Raw genomic sequence first — 24,632 nt, forward strand, 5'->3', positions numbered from 1 at the left:
CGCATGGAGGCGAACCGGGAGAACTGAAACATCTAAGTACCCCGAGGAAAAGAAATCAACCGAGATTCCGTAAGTAGTGGCGAGCGAACGCGGAAGAGCCTGTATGTGTTATGGATTGAGTTAGTGGAACGCTCTGGAAAGTGCGGCCATAGTGGGTGATAGCCCCGTACACGAAAACCCATTCCAAGAACTAAGCATACGACAAGTAGGGCGGGACACGCGAAATCCTGTCTGAATATGGGGGGACCATCCTCCAAGGCTAAATACTCGTGATCGACCGATAGTGAACCAGTACCGTGAGGGAAAGGCGAAAAGAACCCCGGGAGGGGAGTGAAATAGAACCTGAAACCGGATGCATACAAACAGTGGGAGCCTGGAAACGGGTGACTGCGTACCTTTTGTATAATGGGTCAGCGACTTACATTCAGTGGCAAGCTTAACCGCATAGGGGAGGCGTAGGGAAACCGAGTCCGAATAGGGCGAATCAGTCGCTGGGTGTAGACCCGAAACCGAGTGATCTATCCATGGCCAGGATGAAGGTGCGGTAACACGCACTGGAGGTCCGAACCCACTAGTGTTGCAAAACTAGGGGATGAGCTGTGGATAGGGGTGAAAGGCTAAACAAACTCGGAGATAGCTGGTTCTCCCCGAAAACTATTTAGGTAGTGCCTCATGTATCACTTCCGGGGGTAAAGCACTGTTATGGCTAGGGGGTCATTGCGATTTACCAAACCATGGCAAACTCTGAATACCGGAAAGTGCAAGCATGGGAGACAGACGGTGGGTGCTAACGTCCATCGTCAAGAGGGAAACAACCCAGACCGCCAGCTAAGGTCCCAAATGATCAGTTAAGTGGTAAACGAGGTGGGAAGGCCTAGACAGCCAGGATGTTGGCTTAGAAGCAGCCATCATTTAAAGAAAGCGTAATAGCTCACTGGTCGAGTCGTCCTGCGCGGAAGATGTAACGGGGCTCAAACTGATAACCGAAGCTGCGGATGGGCACATTAATGTGTCCGTGGTAGGGGAGCGTTCTGTAGGTCTGTGAAGGTGGTGGTGTAAACCCTGCTGGAGATATCAGAAGTGCGAATGCTGACATGAGTAGCGATAAAGCGGGTGAAAAGCCCGCTCGCCGAAAGCCCAAGGTTTCCTACGCAACGTTCATCGGCGTAGGGTGAGTCGGCCCCTAAGGCGAGGCTGAAAAGCGTAGTCGATGGGAAACGGGTTAATATTCCCGTACTTTTATGCAGTGCGATGTGGGGACGGAGAAGGTTAGGTTAGCGGCCTGTTGGAATAGGTCGTTTAAGCCGGTAGGCTGGTGCGGTAGGCAAATCCGCTGCACCTTAAGGCCGAGAGGTGATGACGAGGGTCTACGGACCTGAAGTAACTGATACCACGCTTCCAGGAAAAGCCACTAAGCTTCAGCTGCATAAGAACCGTACCGCAAACCGACACAGGTGGGCAGGATGAGAATTCTAAGGCGCTTGAGAGAACTCAGGAGAAGGAACTCGGCAAATTGACACCGTAACTTCGGGAGAAGGTGTGCCTCTGTTGGTGTAGGACTTCGCGTCCGAAGCTAGTAGAGGTCGCAGAGAATAGGTGGCTGCGACTGTTTAACAAAAACACAGCTCTGTGCCAACACGAAAGTGGACGTATACGGAGTGACGCCTGCCCGGTGCTGGAAGATTAAATGATGGGGTGCAAGCTCTTGATTGAAGTCCCAGTAAACGGCGGCCGTAACTATAACGGTCCTAAGGTAGCGAAATTCCTTGTCGGGTAAGTTCCGACCCGCACGAATGGCGTAACGATGGCCACACTGTCTCCTCCTGAGACTCAGCGAAGTTGAAATGTTTGTGAAGATGCAATCTACCCGCTGCTAGACGGAAAGACCCCGTGAACCTTTACTGTAGCTTTGCATTGGACTTTGAACAGACTTGTGTAGGATAGGTGGGAGGCTATGAAGCTGGAACGCTAGTTTCAGTGGAGCCGTCCTTGAAATACCACCCTGGTGTGTTTGAGGTTCTAACCTTGGTCCGTGATCCGGATCGGGGACAGTGCATGGTAGGCAGTTTGACTGGGGCGGTCTCCTCCCAAAGTGTAACGGAGGAGTTCGAAGGTTACCTAGGTACGGTCGGAAATCGTGCTGATAGTGCAATGGCAAAAGGTAGCTTAACTGCGAGACCGACAAGTCGAGCAGGTGCGAAAGCAGGACATAGTGATCCGGTGGTTCTGAATGGAAGGGCCATCGCTCAACGGATAAAAGGTACTCCGGGGATAACAGGCTGATTCCGCCCAAGAGTTCACATCGACGGCGGAGTTTGGCACCTCGATGTCGGCTCATCACATCCTGGGGCTGTAGCCGGTCCCAAGGGTATGGCTGTTCGCCATTTAAAGTGGTACGTGAGCTGGGTTCAAAACGTCGTGAGACAGTTTGGTCCCTATCTGCAGTGGGCGTTGGAAGTTTGACGGGGGCTGCTCCTAGTACGAGAGGACCGGAGTGGACGAACCTCTGGTGTACCGGTTGTGACGCCAGTCGCATCGCCGGGTAGCTAAGTTCGGAAGAGATAACCGCTGAAAGCATCTAAGCGGGAAACTTGCCTGAAGATGAGACTTCCCTGGAGGCTTGACCTCCCTGAAGAGTCGTTCGAGACCAGGACGTTGATAGGTCGGGTGTGGAAGCGCTGTGAGGCGTTAAGCTAACCGATACTAATTGCTCGTGAGGCTTGATCCTATCATTTGAGTTGCTTTGTTGATGACGAAGCGCTGGTTGATACAAGAAAATTCTACCGGCTGGAGAGCAAATCCAGCCTGGCTTCTTCAAGTTTGTGACAGTTTATGTCTGGTGGCCATAGCGAGGTGGTCCCACGCCTTCCCATTCCGAACAGGACCGTGAAACGCCTCAGCGCCGATGATAGTGCAGATACCTGTGTGAAAGTAGGACACCGCCAGACGCCCGATACAGACGCCCAGACCACCGGTCTGGGCGTTGGTTTACCCAGCAAGGTAGACAAACAGTTTTTCTGGTGACCATAGCAGAGTGGTCCCACGCCTTCCCATTCCGAACAGGACCGTGAAACACTCTAGCGCCGATGATAGTGCCGATTGCCGGTGTGAAAGTAGGACATTGCCAGAACCCCATTACGAAGCCCGGACCCCATGGTCCGGGCTTTTTGCATTTGGGATGCGGGCAGTGCGATGGTATCCTTGCGCCGTTGCAATCAAAGAGACATATGCGCAGGCACTGCCCTGGCACAGGAAGGATGAGCATGAGCTACCCCGCACCGGATTTCGAAAACAAGATCTGCCCGCCCGAGGTGCTGGCCGAGAAGCTGGCGGCTTTGCCGCGCCCTATCGTGTTTACCAATGGCTGTTTCGATATCCTGCACCGCGGCCATGTGACCTATCTGGCACAAGCGCGGGCGCTGGGTGCCAGCCTGGTACTGGGCTTGAATACCGATGCCTCGGTCAAACGCCTGGGTAAAGGGGATGATCGCCCTATCAATAACGAGCTGAACCGTGCTGCGGTACTGGCTGCCTTGCAAAGCGTAGATCTGGTGACCTGGTTTGATAGCGATACCCCGGCCGAGTTGATCGAACGGGTAAAGCCGGATGTGCTGGTAAAGGGTGGCGATTGGGCGCCGGACAAGATCGTTGGTAGTGCCGAAACGCTGGCACGTGGTGGTAGCGTGCATTCCATTCCGTTTTTGTTTGCTACCTCTACTACCGAAACCATCAAGAAAATCCGCACCGTGGACGGCCAATGAGCGACCTGGCTTTTGCGGTGTTGCGCACGCTGGCGAATGGCAAGTTCCACTCCGGTGAGGCTATGGCGCAGCAGCTGGGCTGTTCGCGCACATTGGTCTGGCAAGCGGTACACCATCTGGAAAGCGAGTTCGGCCTGACGGTATTCAGCGTGCGTGGCCAGGGGTACCGTTTGCCACAGCCCTTTGCCTTGCTGGATGTAGCCAGCATCCGTGCTACGCTGGATGAGTATGCGGCCAACGTGTTTACCCTGGCGTTGGCCGAGCAGATCGACTCCTCCAACACCCAGCTGATGACCCGTGCCGCGCAAGGGGCGCCGCATGGTTTGGTGCTGGCTGCCGAACGGCAGACGGCTGGCCGTGGCCGGCTGGGGCGGCGCTGGCAGATGCGCCTGGGCGCAGGCTTGACGTTCTCTTTGCTATGGCGTTTCGAGCGCGGTTTGTCCGGTTTGGCCGGCTTGTCGCTGGCGGTAGGGATTGCCATGGTGCGTGCTCTGCGCGAGTTTGGCGCCCCGGTCAGCCTGAAGTGGCCTAATGATGTATTGCTGGATGGCCGCAAACTGGCGGGTATCCTGATCGAATTGTCTGGCGATGCCCTGGGCCCGGCGGCCGTGGTGATTGGTATCGGCCTGAATGTGGCCAACCCGGGTGAGGTTGACCAGCCGGTAGCCAACCTGGCGGATGCCGGCATCAAGGTTGGCCGCAATGAACTGATGGCGGCGTTATTGAACCAGCTGGCGCAAGTATTGAGTCAGTTTGACCGCGAAGGTTTTATCGCTTTCCGAGAAGAGTGGCTGGGTTTGGCCGCTTACCTGCAGCAGCCGGTACGGCTGGCTTTCAGCCACGGGCAGCCGGTGGACGGTATGGCTACCGGGGTGGATGAGAGCGGTGCCTTGTTGGTGGACACCGCCGATGGGCCACGTGTGTTCCACGTGGGTGAAGTCAGCCTGAGGCCGCAGCCATGAAGCTGCTGATCGACGCCGGCAACAGCCGGGTCAAGTGGGCGCTATGGGATGGCGAAAGCTTGTCCCCGGTACAGGCCTTGCCGCATGCAGATCTGGGCCAGCTGGCCGCGCATTGGCAGAGCCTGGCAGTCGATGCTGTGCTGGCAGCCAATGTGGCCAGCAGCAGCGTGCGTGCCGCCATTACCAACGCGGCACCCTGTCCCGTGCAATGGCAGCACGCACAGCCTGCCGCACTGGGTGTGCGCAATCACTACCGGCAAGTGGCCGAGCAGGGGGCCGATCGCTGGCTGGCCGTGCTGGGCGCGCGGCAGCTCTGTGCGGATGATGTCGTGATTGCCAGTGCTGGCACCGCGCTGACGATTGAAGTGCTGACCGCCGGTGGCAACTATCTGGGCGGTGACATCCTGCCGGGCTACCGCCTGATGCTGCAGGCACTGGCGCACAATACAGCGCAGCTGGATCGTGCTGCAGGGCAGGTGTGTGATTTTCCACAGGGTACGGAAGACGCATTGGCTACCGGGGTGGTCGATGCCTTGTGCGGCGCGATAGAGCGTGTGGTACGCAGGTTGGCCGCACAGCAGGGGCGGGTGCCGCAGGTGCTGCTCACTGGCGGGGACGCGGCTTTGTTGCGGCCACACCTCCCGTTTGATGCCCGTATCGTGGATAATCTTGTCATCTATGGTTTAGCAAACGTGGCGAACGGCTCATGAAGTGGTTTATTGGAACGCTGGTAGTGGTCAACCTGTTGGCCGCGCTGTATGGCGCGCTGAAACAAAAGCCCGAAGTGGATATTCACGCGCAGGAAGTCAATGCAGCACAGCTGAAAATGCTGCCGGCTAACTGGAAACCGTCGCTAGCCAGTGCGCCAGAAGCCAGCGCGCCGGCGACCGATATCGCCAGCAGCATGCCGCAGGCCGAGAGCATGCCGGCGGTACCCGCCGTGACCAGTGCCACCGCAACGGTAGCGGCGCCGAAAGAGACCAAGCCCGCCGTGCTGGCCGCCAAGCCCGAAGCCAAAGTGCAGGAAGCGAAAGCAGAGGACAAGGCCGTGAAACCGGCCGAGACCAAAGTCGCCGATGCCAAACCGGCCGCCGCGACACTGTGCTACAGCTGGGGTGGGCTCGACCCGCAACAGTTGGCGCGGGTACAAGGTGGTGTGCCTTTGCTGAAGTTGTCCAGCCCGCCACAAGCCAGTGTCGAAGACCAGCGCCGAGGTTCGGGCAAGACCTGGGTGTTCTATCCGCCGCTAGCTACACAGGCGGAGACCCAGACGCTGGTTGCCGAGCTCAAAGCCAAAGGTTTTGACAGCTATATCGTGCAGACCGCGGGCGAGTTCAAGGGCCATTTGTCGCTGGGCCTGTTTGGCCGTGAAGAGGGCGCGCAGGCACTGGTGAAACGGCTGAAGGCCGCCGGTTACGACAAGGCAAAAGTGGATAGCCGCGGTGATGTGGTGAAAGTCACCACACTGAGCTTCCGCCAGCTGGATGAGGCCACCGCCAGCAAACTCAAAGCGCTACAAAAGCGGCTGCTACCAGGCATACCGGTACAGGCGTGCCGCTAGGCGGGATACCAAGGCAGACGAGAGTCTGCCTTTTTTATTGCGGCCAACCATGACGTGTCATGTTATGGACATATTGCCTTGATCGTACTGTCACAAAGATACCTTAAGGTTGCAACGTTCATTTCAACGCTTGCAGCAATGGGGTCCCACATGTCAGACGGCTACAAAATCAAACACCATGGTGTGAATGACACCGCCAATACCTGTAATAACCCGGCACTGTCCGACGTGCTGGAAGCGCGCCTGTCGCGCCGCGGCCTGTTGCAAGGTACCGGCGCATTGGGTATGGCCGGCTTGTTTACCGGCACATTTACCACGCTGGCCGAAGCGGCGCAGGGTGTCGGTACCCTGGCGGCACCCAAGCTGGGTTTCGCACCCGTGCCATTCGGTTTTGAAGACAAGGTAGTCGTACCGGCAGGCTACACCGCCGAAGTGCTGTACGCCTGGGGCGACCCGGTGGGCATCCCCGGCAATATGCCGGCGTTCAAACAAGACGCGTCCAATACCGCTGCCGAACAGGAAGCCCAGGCCGGCATGCACCACGACGGCATGCACTACTACCCGCTGCCACTGGGTGCCACCGGCTCCAAGCACGGCCTGCTGGCGATTAACCACGAATACACCGACGACGGCCTGCTGCACGTAAACGGCATGAACGGCTGGAACGGCGATAAAGTGAAGAAAGCCCAGGCAGCGGTTGGGGTTTCCATTGTGGAAGTGGAAGCTACCGGCAAAGGCTGGCAAGTCGTGCGTCCGTCCAAGTACGCCCGCCGCATTACCGCCAATACCCCTATCGCCATTGGCGGCCCGGCACGTGGCCACGACCTGATGAAAACCGAAGCCGACCCGCAAGCAGTAGAAATTCTGGGTACCTTCCAGAACTGCGCCAGCGGCCCGACCCCGTGGGGCACCTACCTTACCTGCGAAGAAAACTTCGACGGCGTATTTGCCAACGAGTCCGGCAACCTGACCGACCTGGAAAAGCGCTACGGCATTTCCCCTACCGGTGCCGGCTACAAGTGGGCGTGGGAAGACTTCCGCTTTGACCTGCAGCTGAACCCCAACGAAGCCAACCGCTTTGGCTGGGTGGTAGAAATCGACCCGTTCGACCCGAAAGCCAAGCCGGTGAAGCGCACCGCACTGGGCCGCATCAAGCACGAAGGCGCCACCACTACCATCGCGGCCAACGGCCATGTGGTGGTGTACATGGGCGACGACCAGCGCTTCGAATACATCTACAAGTTTGTTTCCAAGAACAAGTACGACCCGAAAAACCGCAAGGCCAATATGCAGCTGCTGGAAGAAGGCACGCTGTACGTGGCGCGCTTCGATGCGGACGGCAGCGGTAGCTGGCTGCCGCTGGTGGCCGGCCAGAACGGCCTGACCGCCGACAAGGGCTTTGCCAACCAGGGTGACGTGGTGATCAAGGCCCGTATGGCTGCCGACATTGCCGGCGCCACCAAGATGGACCGCCCGGAATGGATCGCCGTTAACCCGCGCAAAGCGGGCGAGGTGTACTGCACACTGACCAACAACAGCGATCGCGGCAAGGAAGGCAAGCCGGGTGCCGATGCGGCCAACCCGCGCAACGCCAACCTGTTCGGTCACATCATCCGCTGGCAAGAAAATGCGGGCGACGCCACCAGCACCGGCTTCAAGTGGGATATCTTCGCACTGGCCGGCCGCCCGGACGCAGCCAAGCAAGAACACGTGGGCAATATCAAGGGCGACGCCTTCGGTAGCCCGGACGGCCTGAAGTTCGACCAGCTGGGCGTGCTGTGGGTACAGACCGACGTGTCGACGTCCACCGTCAACATGAAAGAGTACAAGGACATGGGCAACAACCAGATGTTGGCCGTGGTGCCGGAAACCGGCGAATTCCGCCGCTTCCTTACCGGGCCGAATGGTTGTGAAATCACCGGTCTGGCCTTTACCCCGGATAACAAGACCATGTTCGTCAACATCCAGCACCCGGGCGAACCGGCTGACGAGCGCAATGACCCGGCCAAGCCGCTGGCCATTTCCAGCTGGCCGGATGGCCCGAAAGCCGGCCGTCCACGCGCTGCCACCGTGGTGGTGCGCAAGCTGGATGGCGGCGTGATCGGCAGCTAAGCCTGCCGTAGCGCAAAGGCAAGCCGCCCCGAGCGATCGGGGCGGCTTTTTCATGGCCGCGTGCCAGCGTCAGGGCAGGCCTCGCATGGCCATCGCCCGGGGTGTGTCTGCCATCAACAGGCCAGGGCGGATGTTGTGGCGGTCGTGGTGATAAAACTTGCCGTGTGGCGCCGCTGGCGTCACACTTCGCGCTGCGTGCCGCGGGGTGCGCCAGCCTCAAACCGTCGGCTGTACAGATGGACGGTAATCGCCGTGGCGTCACTACGGCGTGCTCTTTTTGTGGAGCGAACATGTCTGACGATCAAATCCGTGGCGACGGTGCCATCCGCCGCCAAAGCCTGTACGGCTCTTCCATCGAAAACACCTACGCCGGCGTACTGTCCTTCATGCGCCGCAACTACACGCGCAACCTGGAAGGCGTGGACGTGGTGGTATCCGGCATTCCGCTGGACCTGTCGGTGACCTTCCGCAGCGGTGCGCGCATGGGCCCGCAGGCCATCCGCGCTGCCAGCGTGCAGCTGGCCGAGCTCAAGCCCTACCCGTGGGGCTTCGACCCGTTTGAAGACCTGGCCGTGGTGGATTACGGCGATTGCTGGTTCGACGCGCACAACCCGCTCACCATCAAGCCGTCCATCATCGAACACGCCCGCACCATCCTGGCCAGCGGCGCCAAGATGCTGACCTTCGGCGGCGACCACTTCGTCACCTACCCCTTGCTGATTGCACACGCCGAAAAGTACGGCAAGCCGCTGGCGCTGCTGCATTTCGATGCGCACTGTGACACCTGGCCGGACGACGAGCCGGACAGCCTGAACCACGGCACCATGTTCTACAAGGCGGTGAAAGAAGGCCTGATCGACCCGGCCAAATCGGTACAGGTGGGCATCCGCACCTGGAACGACGACTTCATGGGCCTGAACGTGCTGGGCGCACCGTGGGTACACGATAACGGCGTGGACGCTACCATCGCCGAGATCAAGAAAACCATCGGCGATGCGCCGGTGTACGTCACCTTCGATATCGACTGCCTGGACCCGTCCGCCGCGCCGGGCACCGGCACGCCGGTACCGGGTGGCCTGACCACCGCGCAGGCGCTGAAGATCATCCGCAATCTGGGCGACCTCAACATCGTCGGTATGGATGTCGTGGAAGTGGCCCCCAGCTACGACCAGAGCGAAATCACCGCCATTGCGGCGGCGCACATCGCCTGTGACATGCTGTGCCTGATGCGCAACAAGAAGGTGGCAGGTACGCTGTAAGCCAGCTGTTGCGGCCAACCTTGGCCGTACTGCCCGCACCGCGCTCGGCAGCCTGCCCGGCGCGGTTTTTCATGCCAGACCGCTATGGGCTGCCACCACCAGCGCCAGCAGCAGCAGGCTCTCGCACACCTCGATGCCGGCCCCCAGGCAGTCGCCGGTCATGCCGCCCAGTTTGCGCTTCAGGTAGACCCACCAGCACAGCCCGGCCAGCGGCGCCAGCAGCAACACCGGCGCCAGCCAGGCGCTGGCGGCGGCCAGCAGCAGGCCGCACAGCCAGAAGCTGGGCCAGTGCGGGCGCCAGGCAAAGCGTTCGCCGCTGCCGGCGGCCAGGCTGGGTAGCGTGGCCGACCACGCCACGGTAAACAGCCGCGCCCAGGCTGGCACCAACACCAAGCCACCCAGCGTTGCGGCCAACCCTGCCAGCGCGGTGATGCCGGTGCTGCTGTGGTCACCCCGATAAGCCGCAGGTGCATCCGGGGCAAGCGGCGCTAAGCTCAGCTTCACCAGCAGCATCAGTAGTACCAGCTTCACGATCAGCTGCGTGGCCAGGCTCAGCACGCCAAAGCTGCCCAGATGCGGGTCTTTCAGCACCTCAAGAAAGCGCTCGCGCGAGCGGTGCGCCGCGCCCTGCGCGTCGGCCAGGTCGGCCAGGCCGTCGATATGCAGGCCGCCGGTGACCCACAGCCAGGCCAGCAGGCCGGCCAGTGCGGCCAACCAGGGGTCCACCAGGCTACCGGCCAGCACCGCCAGCCACACGATGGCGCCTACCAGCACGCCCACCGGGGCAAACCAGCGCGCGGCGTCGGCCAGCCACGCCGGGTCGAAGGTTTTCAGCTGCGGCGTGGGCAGGCGGGTAAGAAACTGGATCGCCAGAATGAGGGTGCGCATGGGCAATAAGCTGTGGATAAGGTTGTGGGTAAGCAGTGGGCTGCCCGTGGGTAGCCTGTGCGTTGCTTGTGGGCTAGCCCGCTGGCTGCGGCGATTCCAGCCGCGTCAGGTAAGCCGGGTGGCCATCCAGAATCGACAGCTGGGCAAAGCCGCCGCGCTGTACCGCCATCAGCCGGGCCACGTTGAACTCGGTGCCCAGCAGCTCGGCCAGTAGCACGTTGATCACGCCGCCGTGGCTGACCAGTACGCGGTGGCTGCCACGCGCCTGCTGCATCCACTCGGCAAAGCCGGTGAGCACGCGGGTACGGAAAGCATCGAAGCTTTCCCCGCCTTCCGGCGTGAGCAGGCCGCGCGCCAGCAGCGTTTGCCAGTCTGGCGTGGTGGCGCTGATATCGGCCAGCGGGCGGTTTTCCCAGGCGCCAAAGTGGCACTCGGCCAAGGCCGGGGCCACGTGCAAGGGCACGCGGCTGGCCAGCGCCTGCTGCACGGCAAACTCGCGGCAACGCAGCAGCGGCGAAGTGGCCATGCAGCTGACCGGCGCCAACTGCACGATGCGCTGCCAGCTGGCAGCCATATCGGCGCGGCCGCGTTCGGTCAGCGGCAGGTCGGTGTGGCCGATCAGCCGCCCCTGGTGGTCGATGTCGCCGTGGCGCAGCAGGGTGAGGGTGTAGGGGTTCATGCAGCAAGCCTCCTGGCCACGAAAGCAGAGGGGAAACACGAGACCCGCTGCCGGTTGTGGCTGGCCGGCAGCGGACGCCTGGCAAGGATACCCGTCACCGGCTAGCCCTGCGATGGCTTCAATGTGGCAATCAGGCGCTTTTGCCGGCCACGCCTGCTTCGGCAAAGGTGGCCATGCCGGCGTGCAGTGCGATGGCTTGCTGCAGCAGTGGCAGCGCGGCGGCGGCACCGCTGCCCTCGCCCAGGCGGAAGCCCAGGTCGATCAGCGGGCTCAGACCCAGCGCCTGTAGCGCCAGCGCATGGCCGGTTTCCTGCGAGCAATGGCTGGCCAGCAGCCACGGGGCAATGTCGGCATCGATGGCATGGGCGGCCAGCGCGGCGGCAGTGCTGATGAAACCATCCAGCAACAGCGGTACGCCCTGGCGTGCGCCTTCCAGATAAAAACCGGCCATGGCGGCGATTTCCAGCCCGCCCAGCTCGGCCAGCACGCCGTGGCCGTCCAGCGTTTGCCCGGCCAAGCGTGCCAGCGCGTCGGCTACTACCTGGCGTTTTACTGCCAGGCCGGCATCGCTGACGCCGGTGCCGCGGCCAACGATGGCCTCCACGCCGTGGCCGGTGAGGCGGCAAATCAGCGCGGCAGACGGCGTGGTGTTGCCAATGCCCATGTCGCCGGCGATCAGCAGCGTGGCGCCGTCGGCTATGGCACGGCGGGCGGCGTCGCGGCCAACCTCCAGCGCGGCTTCGGCCTGCTGGCGGGTCATCGCGGCTTCATGGCGCAGGTTGCCGCTGCCGGCACGCACCTTGGCGTGCACGATGGGCAGGGTGGACAGGTCGCTGGCCACGCCGGCGTCCACCACTTCCAGCCGCGCCTGGTTGGCACGCGCCAGTACGCTGATGGCGGCGCCGCCGTGGACGAAGTTGGCCACCATGGCGCCGGTGACTTCTGGCGGGAAAGCCGATACGCCCTCGGCGCAGACGCCGTGGTCGCCGGCAAACACGGTAATGGCCGGCGATAGCGGTAGCGGGATGTCGCGCCCCTGCAGCCCGGCCAGGGTGACGGCCAGCTGCTCCAGTTTGCCCAGGCTGCCGGCGGGTTTGGTCAGCTGCTGCTGGCGGGCTTCGGCGGCTTGGCGGGTAGACAGATTGGGGGCGGGGATACGTGGCATGTGGGGTCCTTGCATGATTTTCTGGCCTGCAGGGCAGGCGAACGGGCAGACCATACGACAGCACGGCGCAGCTGGCAATGGGCGCTTCATGCAGATGGTTTAATTTCCCGCGCTGGCGTTCTGCGGCGCAGCATCCCGTTATAATAGCGGCTTGCAGGTGCCTGCCACACCCGAACGGTGTGGGCAGGTGAAACGGGAAGCCGGTGAAAGACCGGCGCTGCCCCCGCAACGGTAAGGCCTGAGCGTACGCGCTCCAGGCATCGTACAAGCCACTGCCCCGCAGGGTGGGAAGGCACGATGCCGCATGGCCCAGCCCGGAGACCGGCCTGCAATAGACGCGGCGGAATCGCGTCTTGCTGGAGTATCGCGGGGAGGCGATAAGACAGCCTGCTGCCGGTGCCTGCCGGCAGTGCGCTTGTGTCCTTTTATTTCTCCGCACTCCCTTTTTGTCCTTACGGAGTGTGTCTACATGTCTTTCAGCAACAAACCCCTGGCCACGCTGGTAGCGCTGGCCTGTGCCCAGGCCGCCATGGCCAACCAGCCTGTCACCCTGGATGAAGTGGTCGTAACCGCCACGCGTACCACCACCCCGGTGGCCAAAGTGCTATCCGATATCACCGTGCTGGGGCGCGAGGAAATCGCCCAGTCCGGCAACCTTACCGTCGCCGAGCTGCTCAGCCGCGAAGCGGGCGTGGAGTTTTACAGCAACGGTGGCGAAGGCAAGAGCAGTAACCTGATGCTGCGCGGCGCTACGGCCAAACAGACCGTGGTGCTGATTGACGGCGTGCGCGTCGTCTCGGCTACCTCGGGGGTAACCTCGCTGGAATACCTGAACCCGGACGCCATCGAGCGCATCGAGATCCTGCGCGGTCCGGCTTCCAGCCTGTACGGTGCCGACGCCATCGGCGGCGTAGTGCAGATCTTTACCAAGCGTGGCAGCGGCGCGCCAGCGCTGTCGGCCAATGTGGGCGTGGGTGCCGAAGGCAAGCGTGTGGTGGGTGCCGGTATCTCCGGCAAGGTAGACCGCACCGCGTTCAACCTGGCCTTCAGCCATAACCGTACCGACGGTATTTCGGCACGCAGCAACCGTCTGTCTACTTATAACCCGGACCGCGACGGCTACGAGAACACCACCTATACCGCCAGCGTGCAGCACCAGCTGGCCCCCGGCCACAGCTTGAACCTGACAGCGTTCCAGTCGGAAAGCCTCAACGAATACGACTCTTCGGCCAAGGCGCAGGATGAAGCCGACTCCCGGCTGGTAGGCCAGAGCCTGGAGCTGAAAAACCGCCTGGGCGAGCGCTGGAACAGCAGCTTGCGCTACAGCTATAGCGCCGATAAATCGCTGAACTACACCAACGGCAACTTCGCCAAGGCCAGCAGCTTATTTGACACCCGCCAGAACGAATGGCAGTGGCAGAATGATCTGGACCTGGGCAGTGCGGGCCAGCTGGCGCTGGGTTTGGTGAATACCGAACAGCACGTACTCAGCAGCACGGCTTTCACCCAGACCCGCCGCAGCGTGAATGCCGCGTTTGCTGGCTACCAGGGCGAGTTTGGCGCTCACCGCCTGCAAGGTAGCGTGCGTTATGACGATAACTCGCAGTTTGGCGGCCATCGTACTGGCCAGATCGGCTACGGCTTTGTTCCTGCTGCCGGCTGGCTGCTGCGCGTGGGTTACGGCACGGCGTTCAAGGCACCAACCTTTAACGACCTGTACTGGCCGCTGGCATTCGGCTACCAAGGCAACCCCAAGCTGAAACCGGAAGAGGCGCGCAACCGCGAGCTATCCGCCCAGTGGCGCCAGGGTGGCAGCAACGTGAAGCTCACCGCTTTCGATAACCATATCGATAACCTGATCGTCGGCAATGCTAACTTCTCCAGCGTGGACAATATCGACCAGGCCCGCATCATCGGCCAGACGCTGGAAGGCAGCACCGTGATTGCTGGTGTCAACCTGTCGGCCAACGTTACCTCGCAGCGCGCCCGCGACGAAAAAACCGGCAAGACACTGCAGTACCGCAGCAAGTTGCACGGTGGCGTTACCGCCAGCCTGGGGCTGGACCGTGCCACGCTGAGCGCCGAGCTGCGTGCTGCCGGCAAGCGCCCGACCAGTGCGGCAAACACCGAGTACCTGCGCGGCTATGGCGTAGTGAACCTGGGTGCCGACTACCAGCTGGACAAGCAGTGGACGCTGAACACCAAGCTGACCAATGTGGGTGACAAGCGTTACGAAACGGTAAAAGACTACAATCAGCCAGGCCGTGGCTGGTTCGTCGGCGTACGCTACGCCCAGTAAGCCTGCTGCCGGCACCCCGCTGGCGCGGGGTCTTGCCTGCTGGCCGCCCGTGTGCGGCCAACCCCGCCCCGCTTGCCTTGGCAGCGGGGTTTGTCTTACCTTGCCCGCCCCGAGCCGGTTTTGACAGGAATACACACCATGACCACTACCCACCTGATCAGCGGCGGCGCCCGCAGCGGCAAGAGCCGCTACGCCGAAAGCCTGGCGCTGCAGCACGGCGGCGCCGTGTGCTACGTGGCCACCGCCGAGCGCCGCAGCGATGCGGCCTTTGCCGAGCGCATCGCCCACCATCGGGCGCGACGCCCGGCGCACTGGAGCCTGGCCGAGGTTGGCCGCAATCTGGGTGAGGCGCTGCTGCAGGCTGCGCCGGGTAGCCTGGTACTGGTGGATTGCCTGGGCATGTGGCTGATGCGTTTTTTTGACGAGGATGGCCAGTTCGACGCCGGTGCCTGGCAGCAGCAACGCAGCAGCTTGCTGGCGGTGTTGGCCGCGCCGCCGGCGCAAATCGTGCTGGTAAGCAACGAGGTGGGCTGGGGCGTGGTGCCGCTGGGGGCGGAAACCCGCCATTTTGTCGACGAGCTGGGGCGGCTGAACCAGGACGTGGCAGCGGTATGCCAGCGCGTCACGCTGGTGGCCTGCGGCCAACCTTTGGTCTTGAAAGGCGCGGCATGAGGTGGCGGCTATGGGCGGCTGCGCTATGGCTGGCTGCGCCGGCCATAGCGGCGGTATCGGTGCGCGATGCGCAGGGGAATAGTGTGGTGCTGCCCGCACCGGCGCGCCGTGTGGTGGCGCTGGTGCCGCACGCGGTGGAAAACCTGTACGCCATTGGCGCGGGTAGCCAGCTGGTGGCGGCGGTGGATTACAGCGATTACCCACCCGCCGCGCGCCAGCTGCCGCGTGTCGGCGGCTATAGCGGCCTGAGCATCGAAGCCATCCTGCAACAACAGCCGGATCTGATCGTGGCCTGGCGCGATGGCGGCAACCCGCGCACCGTACAAAAGCTGCGCGACATGGGCGTGCCGGTGTATATCAGCGCCCCGCTGCAGCTGGCTGACATTCCGCGCGAGATGCGCGATCTGGGCCAGCTGACCGGCCACGCCGCCCAGGCCGATGCGCAGGCCACGGCGTTCGAGCGCCGCATCGCCAGCCTGCAGCAGCGCTACCGCCGCAGCGCGCCGGTGTCGGTATTTATGCAAATAGGCGACAACCCCGTGTTTACCGTGAGCAAGCACAGCTTTCTGGGCTCGCTCATCACCCTGTGTGGTGGCCACAATGTGTTTGCCGGGGCCGCCCTGCCTGCGCCACAGGTCAGTATCGAGGCCGTTGTGCTGGCGCGCCCGCAGGTCATGCTGGCGTTTAATGCGGCCAACCACGCCCGCTGGCAACGTTGGCCGCAGCTGCCCGCCGTAGCGCAAGGCTTGCAACTTACCCTGGATCAGGACACGATAAGCCGTCCCGGCCCGCGTCTGGCCGGGGCTGCCGAACAACTGTGTAGCACTCTGGATCATGCCAGGCGCAAGCTGGGTTTGACGCCCCCGTAGCGCTTGGCTATTCTCGCCGCCATGGAACACGAACTCGAATATCTGGAAGGCCGTGTCGCTGCGCTGATTGCGCGCATTCACGAGCTGGAAACCCAAAATAGCCGCTTTGCCTCGGCGCTGGCCGAAGCCATGCGTGAAAACGCCGAGATGAAGTTCAATCTGGAAGAAACGCGCCACCGCGTGACCCTGCTGATTGACCGCTTGCCGAAGGAGGAAGAAGCATGAGCGACGTGGTTCAGGTGGATGTCACCCTGCTGGGCCGCCATTTTTCCATTGGCACCCCGGCAGAGGAGCGCGAAACGCTGGAGCAGGCCGTGCGTCTGCTGGGCGAAAAAATCGATAGTATTCAAGCCACTGGCCGCGTAATGGATACTGACAAGGTCGCCATCATGGCTGCGCTGAACATTGCACACGATCTGTTGAAAGTGAAAGTAGGCGATGGTGGCTTGGAGATGGCCGCAATCCAGCGTAAAATACGCAGTATGAGCGAGGCAGCAGACCAGGCGCTAAGCGCTGGCCAGCAAGGCTTGCTCTCGTAGTACAGAACATCCGTCTACCCCCTGCGGTGTTCGAGAAGGCTCCCAAATTCCTTTGTACCAATGCGTTCGCTACGGTTGCTAGCCATGGTTGCAGGTGTGCCGCGTCCCTTAGCCGGATGTGCCCGAAGCAACGGGCGGGCGACCACCCTGGAAACAGGGTACAAGCGAATTTTGCCGGATCGACACTCGCGGGGGACTCCCCCCCGTTTTCCCCCTTGATACCCGATGACAGCCGCCGACCCGCTTAGCGCCAAGGCACAGCTGCGCAAAACGCTGCGCCGCGCCCGCATGGCCTTGCCGCGCGCCTATCGCCAGCAAGCCGCCCGCGCCATTGCCCGCCATGCCTCGCGCTTGTTGCGCCGTGGCAAGCACCTGGGTGCCTATATCGCCGCCGGTAGCGAGCTGGATATGGCGCCGCTGATGGCCGCCGCGCGCGGCCGTGGTGCGGCGCTGTACCTGCCGGTGATCCCGCAGCGCGGGCGCCGGCTGTGGTTCGCCCGCCTGGGTGCGGCCAACCTTTGGTATACCCACCCGCGCTACGGCATTGCCGAGTACGCCGGCCCGCAGCTGCGCGCCGAGCGGCTGGACGTGCTGTTTGTGCCCTTGCTGGGTATCGATGCCGACGGCTACCGCATGGGGCAGGGCGGCGGTTTCTACGACAGCACGCTGGCGTTCCGCCGCCGCCACCCGCGCTACGGCAAGCCGCTTTTGGTGGGCGTGGCTTACGACTGCCAGCGCGTGGCCCGTGTGCCGCGCGAGCCGTGGGACGTGCGCCTCGACTACCTGCTGACCGAAAGCGGCCTGCATCGTTTTGCCTGAGCGCATGATGCGCGCGAAAGGACCCCCATGGCCTACTGGCTGATGAAATCCGAGCCCGACGATGTGGGCATCGACCACCTGCAAGCCGCCCCGCAGCGCCACTTTGTGTGGACCGGTGTGCGTAACTATCAGGCGCGCAACTTCATGCGCGACCAGATGCAGCCGGGTGATTTGCTGCTGTTCTGGCACTCGTCCTGCCCAGAGCCGGGCATTGCCGGTATTGCCGAGGTGGTGGCAGCGGCACACGACGACCCCAGCCAGTTTGACCCGGCCAGCCCTTATTTCGACCCCAAATCCCACCCCGACAAGCCACGCTGGCAATGCGTGGACGTACGCTTTGTTCGCAAGACGCGGCTGGTGTCGCCGGCAGAATTGCGCCAGCATGACGCTTTGCAGGACATGACGGTGCTGGCGCGCGGCAACCGTTTGTCCATCACCCCCGTCACGCCCGAACAGTGGGCCTATCTGCAGGAGCACGTTTTCTGATGTTGTCTTTAGCGATGTTTGCCGTACTGCTGGGTTTTGGTGCTATTGCCGGCTTTCTGGCCGGTTTGCTGGGTGTGGGTGGTGGTCTGGTGATTGTGCCGGTGGTGGTCGGCGTGTTGGAGGCCGCAGGCTTGGGTGGCAATCATGTACAGCACCTGGCAGTAGGCACCTCGCTGGCGGTAATGGTGTTTACCAGCTTTGCCAGCGTACGCGAGCACCACAAGAAGGGCGCGGTAAGCTGGGCCATCGTGCGCGGTATGGTACCGGCCATGGTACTGGGCACCTTTGCCGGTAGCCTGTTGGCCGGAGATATCCCCAGTAATGGCCTGAAGTGGTTCTTCGTGGTGTATGCCTACGCTATTGGTGCACAGATGTTTTTCGGCGCCAAGCCGCCCGCCAGCCGCGATATGCCTGGCCTGGTGGGTAAAGGCGCCGCCGGTGGTGTCATCGGTATGGTGTCCAGCTGGGTGGGTATCGGCGGTGGCTCCATGAGCGTACCGTTCATGAGCTGGTGTAATGTGCCGGTGCATACCGCCATTGCCACCAGCGCTGCGCTGGGCTGGCCGATTGCGGTATCCGGTGCGCTGGGCTACCTGTCCAGCGGCTGGGGGGTGGCCGGTTTGCCGTGGGGCAGTGCCGGGTTCATTTATTTGCCGGCCATGCTGGCCTTGATGTTGATGACCGTGCTGTGCGCCCCGCTGGGTGCCCGTGCCGCGCATACCTTGCCGGTGGCAAAACTGAAAAAGGCCTTCGCCGTGCTGATGGTGGTGATGGCCAGCGAAATGTTGTGGACGCTGCTGCGCCACGGCTGAAAGGACACACCATGAAGCGCATGTTGACCGCGTGCTTGCTGGCCGGGTTGGCCGCAGGCACCGCCCAGGCCGATAGCGGGCCGCTCTATACCGGCCAGCCGGGCGAGCTGCCGGTACAGGTGGCGCTGGCCTACCTGGCGCCGGATATGGGCCGCGATGGCCAGTTCGAGTATGCCCGCCTGCGCATCAGCCAGCGCAGCCAGCCGGAATCGTTCGACCGCGTTAGCGTGAGCATCCAGCAAGATGGCTTGCTGGACGACAGCGTGCGCGCGCGGCGCTGGTCGCTGCAGCTGATCCGCGGTGGCGACAGCCGCTGGTATATCACCCGCCAGCTGGCCGAGCAGCGCTGCTACCGCGGCCCGCAGGGCTGGCAGCGCAAACCCTGCCCCTGAGCGCCGGCCGGCTATGGTCTTTTTCGCCAGGCTGCCAGCTGCCGTGTAGGCACTGGCAGCCTGCGTCGTTATAATGTCCCGATTGAATTTTCACGCTTTTTTGCGCCAAGAGATCCCCATGCAAGAACAATACAGCCCGCGCGAGCTTGAAGCCGCCGCCCAGCAGAAATGGCAAAAAACCGCGGCCTTCAAGGCCGTGGAAGACAGCACCCGCCCCAAGTACTACGCCTTGTCGATGTTCCCGTACCCGTCCGGCAAGCTGCACATGGGCCATGTGCGTAACTACACCATTACCGACGTGCTGGCCCGCTTCAAGCGCGCGCAAGGCTTTAATGTGCTGCAGCCCATGGGCTGGGATGCTTTTGGCCTGCCGGCAGAGAACGCCGCCATGAAAAACGGTGGTGCACCGGCCGCATGGACCTACGCCAACATCGAATACATGAAAAAGCAGCTGGACAGCCTGGGCTTTGCCCTGGACTGGGAGCGCGAGCTGGCTACCTGCAAGCCCGACTACTACCGCTGGGAACAGTGGCTGTTCACCCGCCTGTTCGAGAAGGGCATCATCTACAAGAAAAACGGCGTGGTGAACTGGGACCCGGTAGACCAGACCGTACTGGCTAACGAACAAGTAGTGGATGGCCGCGGCTGGCGCTCTGGCGCGCTGGTGGAAAAGCGCGAAATCCCGATGTATTACTTCGCCATTACCAAGTACGCCGACGAGCTGCTGAACGACCTGGACAAACTGGACGGCTGGCCGGAGCAGGTGAAAACCATGCAGCGCAACTGGATCGGCAAGAGCTTTGGCTCCGACGTGTCCTTTGCCTACGACGTAGACAGCATCGGCCACGCTGGCGAAATGAAGGTGTACACCACCCGTCCGGATACCCTGATGGGCGCCACCTACGTGGCCGTGGCTGCCGAGCACCCGCTGGCTACCCAGGCTGCTGCGGCCAACCCTGCGCTGCAGGCATTTATTGCCGAATGCAAAGCCGGCTCCGTGGCCGAGGCTGACGTGGCCAAGATGGAAAAGAAAGGCGTGGACACCGGCCTGTTCGTGATCCACCCGCTGACCGGTGCCAAGCTGCCGGTATGGATTGCCAACTACGTGTTGTGGGGCTACGGCGAAGGCGCAGTGATGGCCGTGCCGGCGCACGACGAGCGCGACTTCGAGTTTGCCAACAAGTACAGCCTGCCGATTACCCAGGTGTACGCCCCGGCTAGCGGCGAAGACAACTTCGACGCCACTATCTGGCAAGACTGGTACGGCGCCAAGGAAGGCCTGATCACCCGCAACAGCGGCAAGTACGACGGCCTGGCCTTTGCCGCCGCCTTCGACGCCATCGTGGCCGACCTGGAAGCCAAAGCCGCCGGCGCCAAGAAAACCCAGTACCGCCTGCGCGACTGGGGTATCAGCCGCCAGCGCTACTGGGGCTGCCCGATTCCTGTCATCCACTGCCCGTGCTGCGGCGACGTGCCGGTGCCGGAAAAAGACCTGCCGGTAGTACTGCCGGAAGACGTGATTCCCGACGGCGCCGGTAGCCCGCTGGCCAAGATGCCGGCCTTCTACGAAACCATCTGCCCCAAGTGTGGTGGCGAAGCCCGTCGCGAAACCGACACCATGGACACCTTCGTGGAGTCCAGCTGGTACTACGCCCGCTACGCCAGCCCGCAGTGCGACACTGCCATGCTGGACAAGGCTGCGGCCAACTACTGGCTGCAGGTAGACCAGTACGTGGGCGGTATCGAACACGCCATCCTGCACCTGCTGTACGCGCGCTTCTTCCACAAGCTGATGCGCGACGAAGGCCTGGTAGACAGCGACGAGCCGTTCAAAAGCCTGCTGACCCAGGGCATGGTGATCTGCGAAACCTTCTACCGCGACCTGCCTAACGGCAGCAAGGACTGGATCGCGCCGCAAGACGTGGTACTGGAACGCGACGCCAAGGGCAAGATCATCGGCGCGACCCACCGCGTAGACGGCCTGCCGGTAGTGGTGGGCGGCGTAGAGAAAATGTCCAAGTCCAAGAACAACGGCGTGGACCCGCAGGAATTCATCGAAAACTACGGTGCCGACACCGCGCGCCTGTTCATGATGTTTGCCGCCCCGCCAGAGCAGAGCCTGGAATGGTCCGACGCCGGTGTGGAAGGCGCGTTCCGCTTCCTGAAACGCCTGTGGAAGCTGAGCCGCGAACACGTGGCTGCCGGCATCGCCGCGCCGTACAGCGCGGGCGAGCTGAACGCCAGCCAGAAAGAGCTGCGCTTCAAGCTGCACAGCACCATCCAGAAAGTGGCCGACGATTACGGCCGCCGCCTGCAATTCAACACCGCCATCGCCGCGGTGATGGAGCTGCTGAACACCTACGACAAGGCCGATACCAGCGGTGACGTTGGCCGCGCCGTGGCGCAGGAAGTGCTGGAAGCCGCCACTATCCTGCTGTCGCCTATCGTGCCGCACATTACCGACGCCATCTGGCGTGCCCTGAAACCGGGTACCGAGCTGCTGGCCCAAGCCTGGCCGCAGGTAGACGAGAGTGCGCTGGTGAAGAGCGAGATCGAACTGATGGTGCAGGTGTGCGGCAAGCTGCGTGGCAGCGTAACCGTGGCTGCCGACGCCGGCAAGGACGTGATCGAAGCCGCTGCGCTGGCGCACGAAAACGTGATCAAGTTCATGGAAGGCAAGCCGGCCAAGAAGATCATCGTGGTGCCCGGCCGCCTGGTCAATATCGTGGTTTAAACCCGTACCCGGGCCCTGGCGCACGTAGCCGGGGCGGGTGCACGGCGCGGCCTGGCCCGCGCCGTTTTCATCGGTAACACGCCATGAAGCGAACTTTGCATTGTGCTGTTCTGGCCGTGGGTATCAGCCTGCTGGCGGGCTGCGGCTTTCATCTGCGCGGCATGTCTGCACCGCTGGGGCCGCTGTCGTTCAGCAGCCTGAGCCTGCAAAACACCGGCTCGCTGGATGAAGCCTTGCGCGCAGCGCTGCAACGCGATGGCCGCCTGACCCTGCAAACGGGTACGGCTCAGGCCACGCTGCGGGTGGTAGACGAAGAAAGCCGCAAGGACATCCTCACCATCAACCGTGGTGGCAAGGTCAACGAGTACCTGCTGATCTACCGTGTGAGTGCCACTGTACAGCGCCTGACTGACAGCGCGCCTGTGCCCATGTCGGTGGTGGTGCGCCGCGAGATGAGCTACAGCGACGCCGCCGTACTGGGCAAAGAGCGCGAAGAAGCCCTGTTGTGGGCCGATATGCGCCGCGACGCCGCCGAGCAGCTGGTGCGCCGCCTGTCTTATCTGCCGGCGGTGACGCCTGCCAAGCCTGCCAATGCCAGCACTCAGCCCTGACGCCCTGAAAGAGCAGCTGGCGCGCAGCCCGCTGGCACCGCTTTATGTGGTGTACGGCGAGGAGGCGTTGCTGGCGCTGGAGGCAGCAGATACCCTGCGTGCCAGCGCCCGCCAGGCCGGCTATCTGGAGCGCGAGGTACTGACGGTAGAGGGCGGCCATTTTGACTGGTCTCGCCTGCGTGATGCCATGAGCAGCGTGTCGCTGTTTGCCAGCCTCAAGCTGCTGGAAATCCGCATCCCCGGTGGCAAGCCGGGCGTCGACGGTGCCGAGGCGCTGCAGCAGTTGGCCGCGCAGCCGCCGCAGGACACCATCACGCTGATCCAGCTGCCGCGTCTGGACAAAGCCCAGCAAAAAGCCAAATGGTTTGCTGCGCTGGAAAAGCACGCGGTGCTGGTAGAGGCCCGCCCGGTTGGCCGCAGCGAGCTGCCGGCCTGGATCAGCCGCCGGCTGAAGGCACAGGGGCAGAGCGTGGCGCACGACAGCGCTGCGTTCTTTGCCGACCGCGTAGAAGGCAACTTGCTGGCCGCCAAGCAGGAAATCGACAAGCTGGCGCTGCTATACCCCAAAGGCGAGCTGAGCCTGGCCGATATCCGCGATGCGGTGGCCAATGTGGCGCGCTTTGACGTATTCCACCTGTCCGAGAGCTGGCTGGCGGGCGATGCCGCCCGTGCTACCCGCATGCTGGACGGGCTGGAAGCCGAGGGCGAAGCGCCGGTGCTGGTGTTGTGGTCGTTCACCGAAGACGTGCGCATGCTGATCAAGCTGGGCCGTGGCCTGAAGGATGGCCGTCAGGTGCGCGACATGGCGGGCGAACTGCGTTTGTGGGGCGACAAGCAAAAGCTGGCCGCGCCGGCGGTGCAGCGTATCGGGCCGCGCCGTCTGACCGATGCGCTGGCTACCTGTGCGCGCATCGACCGCCAGATCAAGGGGGTAGAGCAAGGCGATGCCTGGCATAGCCTGAAAAGGTTGGCCGCCAGCCTGGCGGCACGCTAGCGCGAGCAAATAAAAAGGCCGGATCGAAAGATCCGGCCTTTTTGTTGCGCAGGGCGCCAGCTGGCTTACAGCGGTGTATCCGCCGGGAAGGTTACGCGTACCCGGCCGCCTACGGTGGCGGTAGCGGTGCTTGCAAGCAGCAGGCTCTGGCCTGTGCGCTTCTCGTAGGAAGCCAGTACCTTGGCCACGTACATCCGGGTTTCCGGGTAGGGCGGGATACTGTTGCGGTACTTGCTGACACTGCCCTCGCCAGCATTGTAGGCGGCGATCACCAGGGGCATATCGTGCTTGAACGCCGTCAGCAGGAAGCGCACATAGCGCGCACCGGCTCGCAGATTGTCCAGCGGGTCTGCCGGGTTGCTGGCACCGAAGCGGGCAGCCGTTTGCGGCATCAGCTGCATCAGCCCTTGCGCCCCTTTGGGCGATAAGGCTTCCGGGTCGTAGCCCGATTCCACCGCAATGATGGCGTGCAGCAGCTGGGGATCGACTTTTTGCTCGCGGGCAACTTTTGCGATCAGTTTGTTGAAAGTGGCTGCCTGGCGCGCATCGACAGATGGCGCTTTGACTACCGGGATATCGAGCGCTTTGATGGCTTTGACGGCCGGGGGCTTACGGAAAGGCGGTACTGCCTCCGGGTTCAGCTTGGTACCCAAGCCCGGCGCAATGGCGTCATCCAGCTCGCGGTAAAGGCCTAAAGCGTGATCGGTTTGGATATCACTCCAGCTGTCGGCCCAAGCCGCAGGCAGGGTGGCAAAGGCGATCAGCCCGGCCAGTATCGGTCGTATAGTCATGAGTAAAGAACCAATGCCCTTGCGGGCGGAACATGCATGTTACTGATTATCTTGGTAAATTTCCAGTTTTTGGGCGATTTTGTAAAAACGGGTGTGCTGGCGCAGGGGCATTCTTATGGCTTAAAGCCAGCTATAGCTGGCTTTGCGGGGTGTTGCCGAGGCAGAATTTTTTTGCCTAAAAAAAAGGCAAAAGGGTACCGAAGCACCCTTTTTTGACCGGGTCAGGC

The 24,632-nt window shown here is 62.4% G+C and carries 23 protein-coding genes, 3 rRNA genes, 1 other RNA gene and 1 riboswitch; of the genes, 23 read left to right on the plus strand and 4 right to left on the minus strand.

Annotated features, from left to right (window positions below; all coding sequences use genetic code 11):
• The 9 genes from PQU95_RS03010 to speB form a co-directional block, all read left to right on the plus strand.
• Window positions 1-2,728: ribosomal RNA gene (locus tag PQU95_RS03010) — 23S ribosomal RNA — on the plus strand; the annotation flags it as partial.
• Window positions 2,729-2,835: 107 nt separating this feature from the next.
• Window positions 2,836-2,948 (plus strand): 5S ribosomal RNA (rrf, locus tag PQU95_RS03015).
• A gap of 68 nt (window positions 2,949-3,016) precedes the next feature.
• Window positions 3,017-3,130 (plus strand): 5S ribosomal RNA (gene rrf / locus PQU95_RS03020).
• A gap of 127 nt (window positions 3,131-3,257) precedes the next feature.
• Window positions 3,258-3,761: a D-glycero-beta-D-manno-heptose 1-phosphate adenylyltransferase gene (gene rfaE2, locus PQU95_RS03025; protein WP_272750626.1), complete on the plus strand. Its 504-nt coding sequence runs from the start codon at window positions 3,258-3,260 to the stop codon at window positions 3,759-3,761.
• Window positions 3,758-4,723: a biotin--[acetyl-CoA-carboxylase] ligase gene (locus tag PQU95_RS03030; RefSeq protein ID WP_272750627.1), complete on the plus strand. Its 966-nt coding sequence runs from the start codon at window positions 3,758-3,760 to the stop codon at window positions 4,721-4,723. The genes rfaE2 and PQU95_RS03030 overlap by 4 nt, the downstream gene beginning before the upstream one ends.
• Entirely contained in the window at window positions 4,720-5,433 is a 714-nt protein-coding gene (locus PQU95_RS03035; protein WP_272750628.1) for a type III pantothenate kinase, read from the plus strand. Before PQU95_RS03030 ends, PQU95_RS03035 begins: the two co-directional genes overlap by 4 nt.
• Window positions 5,430-6,284, plus strand: coding sequence for an SPOR domain-containing protein (locus tag PQU95_RS03040; RefSeq protein ID WP_272750629.1), 855 nt, complete (start codon window positions 5,430-5,432; stop codon window positions 6,282-6,284). Before PQU95_RS03035 ends, PQU95_RS03040 begins: the two co-directional genes overlap by 4 nt.
• A gap of 150 nt (window positions 6,285-6,434) precedes the next feature.
• Complete coding sequence (locus tag PQU95_RS03045; RefSeq protein WP_272750630.1) at window positions 6,435-8,396, plus strand: PhoX family protein; 1,962 nt, start codon at window positions 6,435-6,437, stop codon at window positions 8,394-8,396.
• Between the two features lie 290 nt (window positions 8,397-8,686).
• Window positions 8,687-9,655 (plus strand): agmatinase, encoded by a 969-nt coding sequence (gene speB / locus PQU95_RS03050; protein WP_147694998.1) that lies wholly within the window; start codon window positions 8,687-8,689, stop codon window positions 9,653-9,655.
• Between the two features lie 69 nt (window positions 9,656-9,724).
• Here speB and PQU95_RS03055 read toward each other — a convergent pair whose 3' ends face one another.
• From PQU95_RS03055 to cobT, 3 genes are all read right to left on the minus strand, one after another.
• Window positions 9,725-10,543 carry an adenosylcobinamide-GDP ribazoletransferase gene (locus tag PQU95_RS03055; protein ID WP_272750631.1) on the minus strand — a complete coding sequence of 273 codons (819 nt, stop codon included), beginning with the start codon at window positions 10,541-10,543 and terminating at the stop codon, window positions 9,725-9,727.
• A gap of 73 nt (window positions 10,544-10,616) precedes the next feature.
• Window positions 10,617-11,222 carry a histidine phosphatase family protein gene (locus PQU95_RS03060; RefSeq protein ID WP_272750632.1) on the minus strand — a complete coding sequence of 202 codons (606 nt, stop codon included), beginning with the start codon at window positions 11,220-11,222 and terminating at the stop codon, window positions 10,617-10,619.
• Between the two features lie 130 nt (window positions 11,223-11,352).
• Window positions 11,353-12,387, minus strand: a complete 1,035-nt coding sequence (cobT, locus tag PQU95_RS03065) for a nicotinate-nucleotide--dimethylbenzimidazole phosphoribosyltransferase (RefSeq protein ID WP_272750633.1) — start codon at window positions 12,385-12,387, stop codon at window positions 11,353-11,355.
• 138 nt (window positions 12,388-12,525) lie between these two features.
• A riboswitch (cobalamin riboswitch) is annotated at window positions 12,526-12,731 on the plus strand.
• 125 nt (window positions 12,732-12,856) lie between these two features.
• Between cobT and PQU95_RS03070 the strand changes: the two genes are divergently transcribed.
• From PQU95_RS03070 to holA, 13 genes are all read left to right on the plus strand, one after another.
• Window positions 12,857-14,686, plus strand: a complete 1,830-nt coding sequence (locus PQU95_RS03070; protein WP_272750634.1) for a TonB-dependent receptor domain-containing protein — start codon at window positions 12,857-12,859, stop codon at window positions 14,684-14,686.
• Window positions 14,687-14,824: 138 nt separating this feature from the next.
• Window positions 14,825-15,358 carry a bifunctional adenosylcobinamide kinase/adenosylcobinamide-phosphate guanylyltransferase gene (cobU, locus tag PQU95_RS03075; RefSeq protein WP_272750635.1) on the plus strand — a complete coding sequence of 178 codons (534 nt, stop codon included), beginning with the start codon at window positions 14,825-14,827 and terminating at the stop codon, window positions 15,356-15,358.
• A complete protein-coding gene (locus PQU95_RS03080) occupies window positions 15,355-16,227 on the plus strand; it encodes a cobalamin-binding protein (RefSeq protein WP_272750636.1) in 873 nt (290 codons plus the stop codon). Before cobU ends, PQU95_RS03080 begins: the two co-directional genes overlap by 4 nt.
• Before the next feature lie 21 nt (window positions 16,228-16,248).
• Window positions 16,249-16,452 (plus strand): hypothetical protein, encoded by a 204-nt coding sequence (locus tag PQU95_RS03085; protein WP_017507600.1) that lies wholly within the window; start codon window positions 16,249-16,251, stop codon window positions 16,450-16,452.
• Window positions 16,449-16,766 (plus strand): cell division protein ZapA, encoded by a 318-nt coding sequence (locus PQU95_RS03090; RefSeq protein ID WP_017507599.1) that lies wholly within the window; start codon window positions 16,449-16,451, stop codon window positions 16,764-16,766. Before PQU95_RS03085 ends, PQU95_RS03090 begins: the two co-directional genes overlap by 4 nt.
• A 15-nt stretch (window positions 16,767-16,781) precedes the next feature.
• Window positions 16,782-16,965: non-coding RNA, 6S RNA (ssrS, locus tag PQU95_RS03095), on the plus strand.
• Between the two features lie 26 nt (window positions 16,966-16,991).
• Complete coding sequence (locus PQU95_RS03100; RefSeq protein WP_272750637.1) at window positions 16,992-17,585, plus strand: 5-formyltetrahydrofolate cyclo-ligase; 594 nt, start codon at window positions 16,992-16,994, stop codon at window positions 17,583-17,585.
• A gap of 27 nt (window positions 17,586-17,612) precedes the next feature.
• Window positions 17,613-18,071, plus strand: a complete 459-nt coding sequence (locus PQU95_RS03105) for an EVE domain-containing protein (RefSeq protein WP_272750638.1) — start codon at window positions 17,613-17,615, stop codon at window positions 18,069-18,071.
• A complete protein-coding gene (locus PQU95_RS03110) occupies window positions 18,071-18,883 on the plus strand; it encodes a sulfite exporter TauE/SafE family protein (RefSeq protein WP_272750639.1) in 813 nt (270 codons plus the stop codon). Before PQU95_RS03105 ends, PQU95_RS03110 begins: the two co-directional genes overlap by 1 nt.
• Before the next feature lie 11 nt (window positions 18,884-18,894).
• Window positions 18,895-19,275, plus strand: coding sequence for a hypothetical protein (locus PQU95_RS03115; RefSeq protein ID WP_272750640.1), 381 nt, complete (start codon window positions 18,895-18,897; stop codon window positions 19,273-19,275).
• A gap of 118 nt (window positions 19,276-19,393) precedes the next feature.
• The gene (gene leuS / locus PQU95_RS03120; RefSeq protein WP_272750641.1) at window positions 19,394-22,009 is read left to right on the plus strand and encodes a leucine--tRNA ligase; all 2,616 of its coding nucleotides are present in this window, start codon (window positions 19,394-19,396) and stop codon (window positions 22,007-22,009) included.
• Between the two features lie 83 nt (window positions 22,010-22,092).
• Window positions 22,093-22,620: an LPS-assembly lipoprotein LptE gene (locus PQU95_RS03125; protein WP_272750642.1), complete on the plus strand. Its 528-nt coding sequence runs from the start codon at window positions 22,093-22,095 to the stop codon at window positions 22,618-22,620.
• Window positions 22,601-23,614 carry a DNA polymerase III subunit delta gene (gene holA, locus PQU95_RS03130; RefSeq protein ID WP_272750643.1) on the plus strand — a complete coding sequence of 338 codons (1,014 nt, stop codon included), beginning with the start codon at window positions 22,601-22,603 and terminating at the stop codon, window positions 23,612-23,614. Before PQU95_RS03125 ends, holA begins: the two co-directional genes overlap by 20 nt.
• 65 nt (window positions 23,615-23,679) lie before the next feature.
• Here the strand turns inward: holA and PQU95_RS03135 are convergent, their stop codons facing one another.
• A complete protein-coding gene (locus PQU95_RS03135; RefSeq protein ID WP_272750644.1) occupies window positions 23,680-24,405 on the minus strand; it encodes a lytic transglycosylase domain-containing protein in 726 nt (241 codons plus the stop codon).
• A gap of 36 nt (window positions 24,406-24,441) precedes the next feature.
• Here PQU95_RS03135 and PQU95_RS03140 point away from each other — a divergent pair, with 36 nt between their 5' ends.
• Entirely contained in the window at window positions 24,442-24,621 is a 180-nt protein-coding gene (locus PQU95_RS03140; protein ID WP_272750645.1) for a hypothetical protein, read from the plus strand.
• Window positions 24,622-24,632: the final 11 nt, after the last annotated feature.

It is taken from the genome of Vogesella aquatica, from assembly GCF_028548455.1.
Taxonomy (GTDB): domain Bacteria; phylum Pseudomonadota; class Gammaproteobacteria; order Burkholderiales; family Chromobacteriaceae; genus Vogesella; species Vogesella aquatica.

Excerpts from the sequence above, each read along its gene's own strand:
- PQU95_RS03100 (WP_272750637.1), top strand. The coding sequence starts at position 16,992 with ATGACAGCCGCCGACCCGCTTAGCGCCAAGGCACAGCTGCGCAAAACG.
- PQU95_RS03090 (WP_017507599.1), top strand. The coding sequence starts at position 16,449 with ATGAGCGACGTGGTTCAGGTGGATGTCACCCTGCTGGGCCGCCATTTT.
- PQU95_RS03070 (WP_272750634.1), top strand. The coding sequence starts at position 12,857 with ATGTCTTTCAGCAACAAACCCCTGGCCACGCTGGTAGCGCTGGCCTGT.
- PQU95_RS03040 (WP_272750629.1), top strand. The coding sequence starts at position 5,430 with ATGAAGTGGTTTATTGGAACGCTGGTAGTGGTCAACCTGTTGGCCGCG.
- PQU95_RS03035 (WP_272750628.1), top strand. The coding sequence starts at position 4,720 with ATGAAGCTGCTGATCGACGCCGGCAACAGCCGGGTCAAGTGGGCGCTA.
- PQU95_RS03080 (WP_272750636.1), top strand. The coding sequence starts at position 15,355 with ATGAGGTGGCGGCTATGGGCGGCTGCGCTATGGCTGGCTGCGCCGGCC.
- PQU95_RS03110 (WP_272750639.1), top strand. The coding sequence starts at position 18,071 with ATGTTGTCTTTAGCGATGTTTGCCGTACTGCTGGGTTTTGGTGCTATT.
- PQU95_RS03030 (WP_272750627.1), top strand. The coding sequence starts at position 3,758 with ATGAGCGACCTGGCTTTTGCGGTGTTGCGCACGCTGGCGAATGGCAAG.
- PQU95_RS03045 (WP_272750630.1), top strand. The coding sequence starts at position 6,435 with ATGTCAGACGGCTACAAAATCAAACACCATGGTGTGAATGACACCGCC.
- PQU95_RS03115 (WP_272750640.1), top strand. The coding sequence starts at position 18,895 with ATGAAGCGCATGTTGACCGCGTGCTTGCTGGCCGGGTTGGCCGCAGGC.
- holA (WP_272750643.1), top strand. The coding sequence starts at position 22,601 with ATGCCAGCACTCAGCCCTGACGCCCTGAAAGAGCAGCTGGCGCGCAGC.
- speB (WP_147694998.1), top strand. The coding sequence starts at position 8,687 with ATGTCTGACGATCAAATCCGTGGCGACGGTGCCATCCGCCGCCAAAGC.
- cobU (WP_272750635.1), top strand. The coding sequence starts at position 14,825 with ATGACCACTACCCACCTGATCAGCGGCGGCGCCCGCAGCGGCAAGAGC.
- PQU95_RS03140 (WP_272750645.1), top strand. The coding sequence starts at position 24,442 with ATGTTACTGATTATCTTGGTAAATTTCCAGTTTTTGGGCGATTTTGTA.
- leuS (WP_272750641.1), top strand. The coding sequence starts at position 19,394 with ATGCAAGAACAATACAGCCCGCGCGAGCTTGAAGCCGCCGCCCAGCAG.
- rfaE2 (WP_272750626.1), top strand. The coding sequence starts at position 3,258 with ATGAGCATGAGCTACCCCGCACCGGATTTCGAAAACAAGATCTGCCCG.
- PQU95_RS03135 (WP_272750644.1), bottom strand. The coding sequence starts at position 24,405 with ATGACTATACGACCGATACTGGCCGGGCTGATCGCCTTTGCCACCCTG.
- PQU95_RS03105 (WP_272750638.1), top strand. The coding sequence starts at position 17,613 with ATGGCCTACTGGCTGATGAAATCCGAGCCCGACGATGTGGGCATCGAC.
- PQU95_RS03085 (WP_017507600.1), top strand. The coding sequence starts at position 16,249 with ATGGAACACGAACTCGAATATCTGGAAGGCCGTGTCGCTGCGCTGATT.
- PQU95_RS03060 (WP_272750632.1), bottom strand. The coding sequence starts at position 11,222 with ATGAACCCCTACACCCTCACCCTGCTGCGCCACGGCGACATCGACCAC.
- PQU95_RS03055 (WP_272750631.1), bottom strand. The coding sequence starts at position 10,543 with ATGCGCACCCTCATTCTGGCGATCCAGTTTCTTACCCGCCTGCCCACG.
- PQU95_RS03125 (WP_272750642.1), top strand. The coding sequence starts at position 22,093 with ATGAAGCGAACTTTGCATTGTGCTGTTCTGGCCGTGGGTATCAGCCTG.
- cobT (WP_272750633.1), bottom strand. The coding sequence starts at position 12,387 with ATGCCACGTATCCCCGCCCCCAATCTGTCTACCCGCCAAGCCGCCGAA.